Below are 10,606 nucleotides of genomic sequence, written 5' to 3'. Positions count from 1 at the left end.
TTTGTCTACCATAAGGGGATTATACTAGAAAGGAGTTTTTTTATATTTATTTCAACAATTATATCTTTGATAAAGTTAATAAAAGAAGTAAAAGAGTAAGATAGTAATATAGTTTATCAAAATAAGACTTCCTTTACTAATGAATATAAATAAGTAAATATAAGATTTAATCAATGTACTTACAATATATTAAAAGATAAGGAATAAAAAAGAAACTCCGAAAAGGAGTTTCTAAAAATTGTAAATATTAGTAATTTCGAAGAAATTACATCAATAATTCTAAATTTTACATTTTAAATTTTTCATTTGGAGCTGATGTGTCAGCTCCAGTTTTAGCTATTTATGGCAGAAGTTATTGGTGGTACTACTTGTTTCTTTCTTGAAAGTACTCCATCTAAGAATGCAGTGCTATCTTGTAAAGTAACATTGAATGCTTTTTCAGCTATTTCTGGTTTATCTCCAGCTACTAATATTTGTGATCCTTCATTAAGGATATCAGTTAATAGTAGTAAAGTCATATCTAAACCAGCTTCTTTAGCTTTGCTATTCATATAAGCTAACATTTCATCTTTTAAAGGCATAAATCCTTCAATATCCATAGTGTTAACTTGAGCTATACCAACCTTAGTATCTCCTATAGCAAATGGTTTAAAGTCTTGATTAAAGATTTGTTCAACTGTTTTTCCTTTTAGAGAAGTACCAGCTTTAAACATTTCCTTAGCAAATACTTCTACATCTATTCCAGCTATTTCAGCAAGTCTTAAGCAAATTTGCTTATCTATTGGTGTACAAGTTGGACTTCTAAATAATAAAGTATCTGATATAATTGCTCCACATAAAAGGCCAGCTGCTTGTTTTGATGGTCTTATTCCATTTTCGAAGAAGCATTTACCAACTATAGTAGAAGTACTTCCAATAGGTTCACTTCTGAAGTATAATGGGCTACTAGTTTGAATATCAGCAACTCTATGGTGGTCAATTATTTCTAATATATCAGCATCTTCTAAACCATCTACTGATTGGCTTCTTTCATTGTGGTCCATTTGAATTATTTTCTTTCTGTAATTTGAAATTAAATGATATCTTGACATAGTACCTAAAACTTTTCCGTTTTCATCTATAACAGGATAGCTTCTATATCTAGTTTCAATCATTACAGACTTTATATCTTCAACTAACTCTTCAGTTGAGAAAGTAACTAATTTATCTGTTATCATTACATATCCAACAGGGATACTTTGAACTATTAGTCTAGATGCTGTAAAGGAATCGTGAGGAGTGCTTATTACACTTACATTAGCCTTTTTAGCCTTTTCAAGTATGTCTTCAGTTGGAGCATGTGAACCAGTAATTATCATAAGAGATATTCCTAGGTCTAATAGTGCGTTTTGAACCTCTTCTCTATCTCCAACAATTGCAATATCACCAGCTTCAATATGATCCTTCATACTTTCAGGTTTCATTGCAGTAACTACAATTTTACCAGGGAAATGGTTTGTATTAGGATTAGCATATATTTCTTTTGCTGATAAAGTATCAACTATGTTATCAAAAGTTGTATTACTTTTTGCTAAAATTTTATTATCCCATATATCCATATAACAAGAAGTTAAGTTTGAAATAGCTAAAACTCCTAAAAGATGACCATTATCATCAGCTACAGGTAGAGTTTTTATATTTTTACTTCTCATTATGTGCCATGCCATTTTTAAAGAAATTTCAGGTGATACAGGAGTAATTCTATCAAAATCAAGATCTCCTACCTTTAATTTAACAGTTTTTAATAATTGTGGAGCTTCAACTCCAAAGTAATCTAAAATATATTGAGTTTCCATATTTACATTACCAAGTCTAACAGGAACTGCAGGCATATTGCCTGTCTTATTTTTAAATTCGGCATATGCAAATGCTGAACATATTGAGTCAGAATCTGGATTTTTATGCCCAGTTACGTATATTACATCTTTCAAGTTATTACCCTCCTTAGTTTATAAATCGCCTATACATATTCTATATTTATATTTTAATTTTGTAAAGATATCTAATAGAAGTATGTGTAGAATTTTAGCTAATTAAACCAGAGAATTTAAAAGTATAAATAAAATCTTAGTAATGTTTATAAAAAAATCATATCTATAGATTTACTAAATATAATATATAGAAACTATTATAAGGAGGACAACCGGTGATACAGGAACGAGAAATGTCAATGGGACTAACTACAAAGGAAGCAGAAAAAAGACAAAAAAACTATGGATTAAATGAAATATCTCATAAGAAGAAGTCATCACCTATAGTAATATTTTTATCTCAATTTAATGATTTTATAGTTTGGGTATTAATAGCAGCAACCATTATATCTGGATTAATGGGAGATATGGCAGACTCTATTACAATACTTATAATAGTAGTTGTAAATGCAATTATGGGTTTTGTACAAGAGTATAGAACTGAAAAGTCATTAGAAGCCTTAAAGGAACTTGCAGCACCTACTTGTAAGGTTATAAGGGATGGGATTTTAAAAGTAATAAATTCTATAGAAGTTACTTTAGGAGACTTAATAATTTTAGAAGCTGGAGATAGAATACCTGCTGATGGAAGTTTTGTTGAATCATCAGGAATAATGGTAGATGAATCACTTTTAACAGGGGAGTCAGTTGGGGTTTCGAAGGACTCAAAAAAAGGAAAGAACCAAGGATTTATGGGAACTACAATATTAAAAGGAAGAGGTGCTTTACTTATTGACAGTATTGGGATGAGTACTGAAATGGGGAAAATAGCAAATCTTTTAGATAATATAGAAGAAGAAAAATCTCCACTTAGAGAGAGGTTAGATGCACTAGGAAAAATTCTTGTAGCACTTTGTTTAGTAATATGTGCTGTTGTAACTGTTCTTGGAATACTTAGAGGAAACGAAATTACAGAAATGTTTTTGCTTGGAGTTTCATTAGCAGTAGCAGCTATACCAGAGGGATTAGCAGCTATAGTAACAGTTGCACTTGCTTTAGGTGTATCTAGAATGCTGAAGAAAAATGCATTAGTTAGGAAGCTTCCAGCTGTAGAAACATTAGGATGTACTTCAGTAATATGTTCTGATAAAACAGGAACTCTTACACAAAATAAAATGACAGTAAAAGAAGTCTATATTAATGGTAGAATTTATGATTTAGATAAGGAAGAATTAAAAAATTATTCAATTTTAATGAAGGCTTTTGTATACTGTAACGATTTTAATTATGATTTTAATAGTAAAAATATAGAAAAGGCTCTTTTAGGAGATCCTACTGAAACTGCTTTAGTAAAAGCTTTTTTTAATGAAGTAAATGTTTTAAAGGACTTTATGTCAAAGGCAAGTAGAACCTTCGATATTCCTTTTGATTCTAATAGAAAGATGATGAGTGTTATAGTTAAAGAAGGAAATAAAGAAGTTTGTTATATGAAGGGTGCGCCAGAAAGAGTAATAGAAAGATGTACACATATATTAGAAAATGGAGTGGTTAAGCCATTAACACATCAAAAGAAAAGACAAGTTGCTTCATATATAGAAGCTATGTCTAATAGGGCTCTTAGATGTATTGCATCTGCTTACAAGGAAACAGGATTAATCAGAGGAGAAGATTTAGAAAAAGACTTAATTTTTCTAGGAGTTGCAGGTAGTATTGATCCACCAAGAGTGGAAGTTAGAGATGCAGTTTTAAAATGTAAGCTTGCAGGTATACAACCAGTAATGATTACTGGAGATCATAAAAATACAGCTTTAGCTATTGCTAAGTCAATAAATATTTGTAATACAGATGATCAAGCTATTACAGGAGAAGAAATAGAAAAAATTAGTGATGAGGAATTAATAAAAAAGGTAAAAAATATTAGAGTTTTTGCTAGAGTATCTCCACATCACAAACTTAGAATTGTTAAGGCATTTAAAAAACAAAATAATATAGTTGCTATGACAGGAGATGGTGTTAATGATGCGCCTGCCATTAAAGAAGCTGATATAGGGATTGCTATGGGAATATCAGGTACAGATGTAACAAAGGAAGCTGCATCTATGGTATTAATGGATGATAATTTTGCAACTATAGTTTCAGCTGTAGAAGAAGGCAGAATAATATATGATAATATAAGAAAATTTATTAGATACTTATTATCTTGCAATTTAGGGGAAGTACTTACAATGTTTTTAGCATCAATTTTTTATTTACCTAATCCCCTAACACCTATTCAGATTTTATTTGTAAATTTAGCTACAGATGGTCTTCCTGCCATAGCTCTTGGAGTTGATCCTCCAGATAAGGATATAATGATGCAACAACCGAGACAAAAGGGAGAAAGTATATTTGCAAGAGGATTATGGTCAAAGATAGTAATTAGAGGATGTTTAATTGGAGTATGCACATTATTAGCCTTTATGACAGGTAGATTATATGGAATGGATTTAGCTACTTGTAGAACAATTGCTTTAATTACATTAGTTATGTCTCAGCTTTTACATGTATTTGAGTGTAGATCTGAAAGACATTCAATTTTTGAAATTAAAGTTTTTAGTAATCCATATTTAGTAGGAGCAGTATTAGTTTCAATATCTATGGTACTTGCAATATTATATATACCTTTCCTAGCTAATGTATTTAATACAATACCATTATCCTTAGGTCAATGGGCTATAGTTTTATTTTATTCAGGTGTAATATTCTTAATAAATAGTTTATACCTATTTATTAAGTCTAGATAATAGTTTAAAAACTATATGAAAAATTCTATATTTAAAATTAGAGATTGCTTATGCAATCTCTTTTTGTAGTTCATATAAAAACACTTGTACATGAACTAAAAACATGATAATATAAATAAAGGGAGATTAACCAAGATTTGGGGTGATTTTATGAGGTTTATTAGTACTAGAGGAGGAGAAAAAGATATATCTTCTTCACAAGCAATTATTAATGGAATTTCTAAAGATGGGGGATTATATGTTCCTGAAGGTTTTCCAAATTTATTTGAGAAACTTAAATGTAATACCACCGCAACTTATGAGGATATTGCTTTAGAGGTCTTAAAAGCATATTTTACTGATTTTAATACTGAAGAACTTAAGACTGCCATAAGTAATGCTTACACAAATCGCTTTAAGGTAGTAGAAAAAAATAATTTTCTAGAATTATATCATGGTCCCACTTCAGCGTTTAAAGACGCAGCATTATTATTTTTACCACAGATTATGAAGCTTGCAAAAAATAAGCTTAATATTAATGAAGAAATAGTAATTTTAGCAGCAACTTCTGGAGATACTGGCAAAGCAGCACTAGAAGGCTTTAAAAATGTAGATGGGTTTAAGGTTATGGTTTATTATCCTAAAGAGGGTGTAAGTCCTGTACAAGAAATGCAGATGGTTACACAAGAAGGGAATAATGTAAGAGTAGTTGGAATTAAGGGGAATTTTGATGATGCTCAAAATGGAGTAAAAGAATTATTTGGGGATAAGGCTTTTAGAGAAGATTTAAAAGAAAAGAATTTTTTACTATCTTCTGCTAACTCAATTAATATTGGAAGGTTAATACCACAAATTGTTTATTATTTTTATGGTTACTTCCAATTAATCAATAAGCAACAAATAGAAAAGGGGAAAAAAATAAATATAGTAGTGCCTACTGGGAATTTCGGAAATATACTTGCTGCATATTATGCAAGGGAAATGGGGCTTCCTATTGCAAAGTTCATATGTGCATCTAACGAAAACAATGTACTTTCAGATTTCTTTAATAAGGGAGTATACGATAAAAGGAGAGAACTAATTTTAACAGCATCTCCTTCTATGGATATATTAGTTTCATCAAATTTAGAAAGGCTTTTGTTTGAAGCAAGTGGTAGGGATTGCAAAGAGATAAAGAATCTAATGGAAGATTTAAATTCTAAGGGTATATATAATGTAAATGAAAAAATTAAAAATAATTTAAAGGACTTTTATGGTAATTATGCTGAAACAGAGGAAGTTTGTAAAGCAATAAAGGAATTATATAATAAAGAATGTTATTTAGTGGATACTCATACTGCAGTAGCTTATGTTGTTTTAAATAAGTATATAAGTGATACTAAAGATGAGACACCATATTTAATAGCTTCCACAGCAAGTCCATATAAATTTCCAAGGAGTATTTTAAAGGCGTTAGACTTAGATATTGGTAAAGCCAGTGATTTCAAGGCAATTGATAAGCTTTATGATTATTCAAAAGTTAATATACCAGATAATTTAATAGATTTAAATAAGAAAGAAGTAATTCATAATTTTACTTCAGAAGTCAATGAGTTGAAAAATTCTTTATTAGATTTTTTAGGAGATAAAAATGATTAGGGTTAGAGTGCCAGCTACATCAGCCAATATGGGACCAGGCTTTGATTCCTTAGGTATAGCTTTAAATTTATATAATGAATTTGAATTTTCAGAAGAGGGTACAGAAAATAAATTCTATGGATTTAAAGATGAATTTTGTAATGAAGAAAATATGGTTTATAAAGCTATGATGTCTTGCTTTGAAAAATGTAAATATAAGCCTAAGGGGATAAAAATAAATTTACTAAGAGAAGATATTCCTATATCTAGAGGATTAGGATCAAGTTCAACCTGTATAGTAGCTGGGCTTTTAGGGGCAAACAGTATAATGGGAAATCCATTAACACTTAATGAACTGTTTAAAATTGGAGTTGAAATTGAAGGGCATCCAGACAATATAGCACCGGCCTTTTTTGGAGGATTGGTTGTATCAGTATTAGAATATGGAGAAGTAGCATATAATAAAATTGATATAAAGAGCGGAATTACTTTTGTAGCTATAATTCCTGATTTTGAATTATCTACATCTGATGCAAGAAAGGTCTTACCAAAGGAAGTTGAATTTAAAGATGCAGTATATAATATTAGTAGGGTATCTTTAATGATTTCTGCTTTTGTAAATGGTAATTATGACTTATTAAAATATGGATGTAAGGATGCTATTCATGAAAAATATAGAAGTCCATTAATTAAAAATTATGATTTAGTCTATAATAAATGTATATCTTTTGGGGCCTTAAGTTGTTTTTTAAGTGGGGCAGGACCAACTATTATGGTCCTTATAAAAAATGATGAAAAGGAAATAATTAATAAAATAAAAGACTTTTTAAAAAGTGAAGGTATTTCTTGGATGGTTAAGGAACTTGCTATAGATAATTTGGGGGCCGTAGTATATAAAGGTGATAATTATGAAGGGTAACTTTTTAATTGTTGATAAAAGAGCATTACCAGATGTTTATGAAAAAGTTGTAGATGCTAAAAGATTACTAAAAGAAGGTAAGGTAAAGGATGTTACTGAAGCTGCTAAAACTGTTAATATTAGTAGAAGTGTATATTACAAGTATAAAGAAACTGTTTTCGATTTAGCAGAAACAGATCTAGGACAGAAGGTAACTATAAACTTAATCATTAACGATAATAAGGGTGTGCTATCAGAAATATTAAATTATATTTCTGAAGAAGGTGGTAATATAATAACTATTAATCAAGGAATACCTATTAATAAAAAAGCTAATGTAAGTCTTACTATTAATATTTCATCTATTAATGGAGATTTAACTACTTTAATTGAGAGTTTATCTAAAATTAAAGATGTTGAAAAAGTTGATTTTATAGCAATGGAGTAAATATCTAGAGGATAATATATTAAAAGGGCTATTTAAAAATAGCCTTTTTTTTATCTTTACCTTTATTTATTTTTAGAAATTTGTTATATTAAGTGTAAATCTATTGTAAAATGCTAAAGGGAGGGATAAACTTTGGAAATTTATTTTGACAATAGTGCAACAACAAAACCTTATAAAGAAGTAATAGAAGAAACAGCAAGAGCCATGGAGGAATATTTCGGCAATCCATCATCTCTCCATAAATTAGGAATAAAAGCTGAAAAGAAAATAACTGATGCAAGAGAGTTTATAGCTAAAAGTTTAAATGCTTCTAAGGATGAAATATTATTTACATCAGGAGGAAGTGAAGGAAATAATTTAGCAATAAAGGGTTTAGCAAAACCTGGTCATCATGTTATTACTACTAAATTTGAGCATCATTCAGTATTAATGACTTATAAAGAATTAGAAAAGAATGGTGTAAAAGTTACATATTTAAATGTTGATAAAGAGGGAAAAATATCATTAGAAGAATTAGAAAACTCTATTTCAAAGGATACAGTTTTAGTTTCAATAATGCATGTAAATAATGAAATGGGAGCAATTCAAGATATTGAAGGTATAGGAAAGCTAATAAAGGAAAAAAGCTCTAGAGCAAGATTTCACGTAGATGCTGTTCAGTCATATGGAAAGCTAAACATAGATGTAAAAAAGATGAATATTGATATGTTAACAGCAGCAGGACATAAAATACATGGACCTAAGGGTGTTGGATTTATATATTTAAAAAAAGGAATAGTATTAAATCCATTAATAAATGGTGGAAGTCAAGAAGCTGGAATAAGAGGAGGAACTCATAATGTTCCAGGAATAATTGGCCTTTATAAAGCTGCAGAAATTACTATGGAAAATATTAATTCTAGTTTTGAATATGTAAAAACTCTTAAAGAGTATATGATAGATAGATTAGGAGAAATAAATAATATAAGAATAAATAGCCCTTTACAGGATGATTTTACTCCTTATATTTTAAATGTATCTTTCATAGGAGTTAAAGCAGAAGTATTACTACATTTATTAGAGGAAAATGATATTTATGTTGCTACAGGTTCAGCTTGTACCTCAAAAACAAGTGCTGTTCAAGGAAGTTATGTTATTAAAGAATTAGGTCTAAATAAAGCAGAAGTTGAAAGTGCTATTAGATTTTCATTTTCTAAAAATAATACAAAAGAAGAAGTTGATAAGGTTATAGAAGTACTAAAAAGTTCACTAACATTTTTGAGGAGAGTAAAAAGATGAATAAATTAATATTAGTAAAATATGCATCAGAAATATTTCTAAAGGGATTAAATAGAAATAAATTTGAAAAGAAATTAAGAGATAATATAAAAAGAAAATTAAAAGGTCTTGAGTATTCTTTAATTTCTGATCAAGGTAGATATTTCATTAAGGCAGATAATATTGAAGAAGCTACTGAAAGAGTAAGAAAAGTATTTGGAGTAGCTGAAGTATGTATTGTTACTGAAGTTCCAAGAGATATGCAAGCTATAAAAGAAGAAGCATTAAGAAAGGTTCAAGAAGCTAACCCTAAGAATTTTAAAATAGAAACTAATAGAGCTAATAAAGCCTTTCCTAAGAACTCTTTAGAAACATCTAAAGAAGTAGGAGCTTTTGTAGTTTATAATATGAATGGATTAGAAGTTAAGGTGAAGAATCCAGATTGCCTAGTAAATATTGAAATTAGAGAAAATGCATATATTTATACAACTAAAGATAAAATTAAAGGTGTTGGAGGACTTCCATACGGAATTAATGGAAGTACTATGCTAATGTTATCAGGTGGTATAGATTCACCAGTTGCTGGTTATTTAATGGCTAGAAGAGGTGTTGAATTACACTGTGTATATTATCATAGTCATCCTTATACTTCTGAAAGAGCAAAGGATAAGGTTAAAGATTTAGCTAAGATACTATCAAATTATACTGAAAGAGTTAATCTGCATATAGTACCTTTTACAGAAATACAAATGGCTATTATAGATGGATGTAGAGAAGATGAATTAACTATAATCATGAGAAGATTTATGATGAGGGTTGCATGTTCATTAGCTGAAAAGTATGGAATTCAATCAGTAGCAACAGGAGAAAGTATAGGTCAAGTGGCTAGCCAAACTATGGAAGGATTAATAGTAAGTAATGATTGTGCTGATAGACCGGTATTTAGACCATTAATAGCTATGGATAAAACTGATATTATGGATATAGCAAGAGAAATAGATACTTATGAAACGTCAATATTACCATATGAAGATTGCTGTACAATATTCGTTCCAAAGCATCCTAAGACAAAGCCAAGATTAGAATTAATAAGAAAATCAGAAGAAGTTTTAAATATAGAAGAATTAGTTAAAAAGGCAATTGATGAAACAGAACTTGTAGTATTTAACTAAAAAAATAACTGTCTCATAAATATGAGGCAGTTATTTTTTCTATTTAAATAAGATTTATATCTTATCTTGTTCTCATTCTTGTTGCTTGTTGTCTAGCTTTCTTTAATTGACTATGATCGAATGGTTGTAGGTCTTTCTTAGTAGTTAAATTAGCTATATTTGAAATAGTAATTACTTCAGAATCAGCTTTTCCTTTTTCACCTTCAACACCCATAATTATAACCTTATGACCTTGTTTAACATCAATAAAAGTAGGCTTTTTAAACCATTTTCTAACTTTATATTGAGTTTTAACTACACCTTTTCCCATATCTGGCTTTATTAAAATATGAGCAGTTAGCTTTCTTATAATTCCTAGTATGTTTTTTTCTTCGATTTTCACAGAAAGGACAGTTCCTGCTGTGCTTGTCATTCTATCACCGTATTTTTCCATGTATGCATCTGTGAAATATTTACTCATTTTATCTTTGAAACCCATAATTAAAACTCCTTCTATTTAAGAA

The 10,606-nt window shown here is 29.3% G+C and carries 8 protein-coding genes; 6 read left to right on the top strand and 2 right to left on the bottom strand.

Annotated elements, in window-relative coordinates:
• Positions 1-332: 332 nt before the first annotated feature.
• Positions 333-1,970 carry a putative manganese-dependent inorganic diphosphatase gene (locus HUJ77_RS11985; RefSeq protein ID WP_291708939.1) on the bottom strand — a complete coding sequence of 546 codons (1,638 nt, stop codon included), beginning with the start codon at positions 1,968-1,970 and terminating at the stop codon, positions 333-335.
• 215 nt (positions 1,971-2,185) lie between these two features.
• On the opposite strand from HUJ77_RS11985, the gene HUJ77_RS11980 reads away from it, so the two are divergent.
• From HUJ77_RS11980 to thiI, 6 genes are all read left to right on the top strand, one after another.
• Positions 2,186-4,732, top strand: coding sequence for a calcium-translocating P-type ATPase, SERCA-type (locus HUJ77_RS11980; protein WP_291708937.1), 2,547 nt, complete (start codon positions 2,186-2,188; stop codon positions 4,730-4,732).
• A 150-nt stretch (positions 4,733-4,882) separates the two neighbouring features.
• Positions 4,883-6,349 carry a threonine synthase gene (gene thrC, locus HUJ77_RS11975; protein ID WP_291708935.1) on the top strand — a complete coding sequence of 489 codons (1,467 nt, stop codon included), beginning with the start codon at positions 4,883-4,885 and terminating at the stop codon, positions 6,347-6,349.
• The gene (gene thrB / locus HUJ77_RS11970) at positions 6,342-7,247 is read left to right on the top strand and encodes a homoserine kinase (RefSeq protein ID WP_291708933.1); all 906 of its coding nucleotides are present in this window, start codon (positions 6,342-6,344) and stop codon (positions 7,245-7,247) included. The genes thrC and thrB overlap by 8 nt, the downstream gene beginning before the upstream one ends.
• A complete protein-coding gene (locus HUJ77_RS11965; RefSeq protein WP_291708931.1) occupies positions 7,237-7,674 on the top strand; it encodes an ACT domain-containing protein in 438 nt (145 codons plus the stop codon). Before thrB ends, HUJ77_RS11965 begins: the two co-directional genes overlap by 11 nt.
• A 132-nt stretch (positions 7,675-7,806) precedes the next feature.
• The gene (locus tag HUJ77_RS11960) at positions 7,807-8,952 is read left to right on the top strand and encodes a cysteine desulfurase family protein (protein ID WP_291708929.1); all 1,146 of its coding nucleotides are present in this window, start codon (positions 7,807-7,809) and stop codon (positions 8,950-8,952) included.
• A complete protein-coding gene (gene thiI, locus HUJ77_RS11955; RefSeq protein WP_291708927.1) occupies positions 8,949-10,103 on the top strand; it encodes a tRNA uracil 4-sulfurtransferase ThiI in 1,155 nt (384 codons plus the stop codon). Before HUJ77_RS11960 ends, thiI begins: the two co-directional genes overlap by 4 nt.
• 61 nt (positions 10,104-10,164) lie before the next feature.
• Here the strand turns inward: thiI and HUJ77_RS11950 are convergent, their stop codons facing one another.
• Complete coding sequence (locus HUJ77_RS11950) at positions 10,165-10,581, bottom strand: hypothetical protein (protein WP_291708925.1); 417 nt, start codon at positions 10,579-10,581, stop codon at positions 10,165-10,167.
• Between the last annotated feature and the right edge of the window lie 25 nt (positions 10,582-10,606).

The sequence above is a fragment of the Clostridium sp. genome, assembly GCF_021443865.1.
In the GTDB taxonomy this organism is placed as follows: domain Bacteria; phylum Bacillota; class Clostridia; order Clostridiales; family Clostridiaceae; genus Clostridium.
This window is presented reverse-complemented; position numbering and strand designations above follow the sequence as displayed.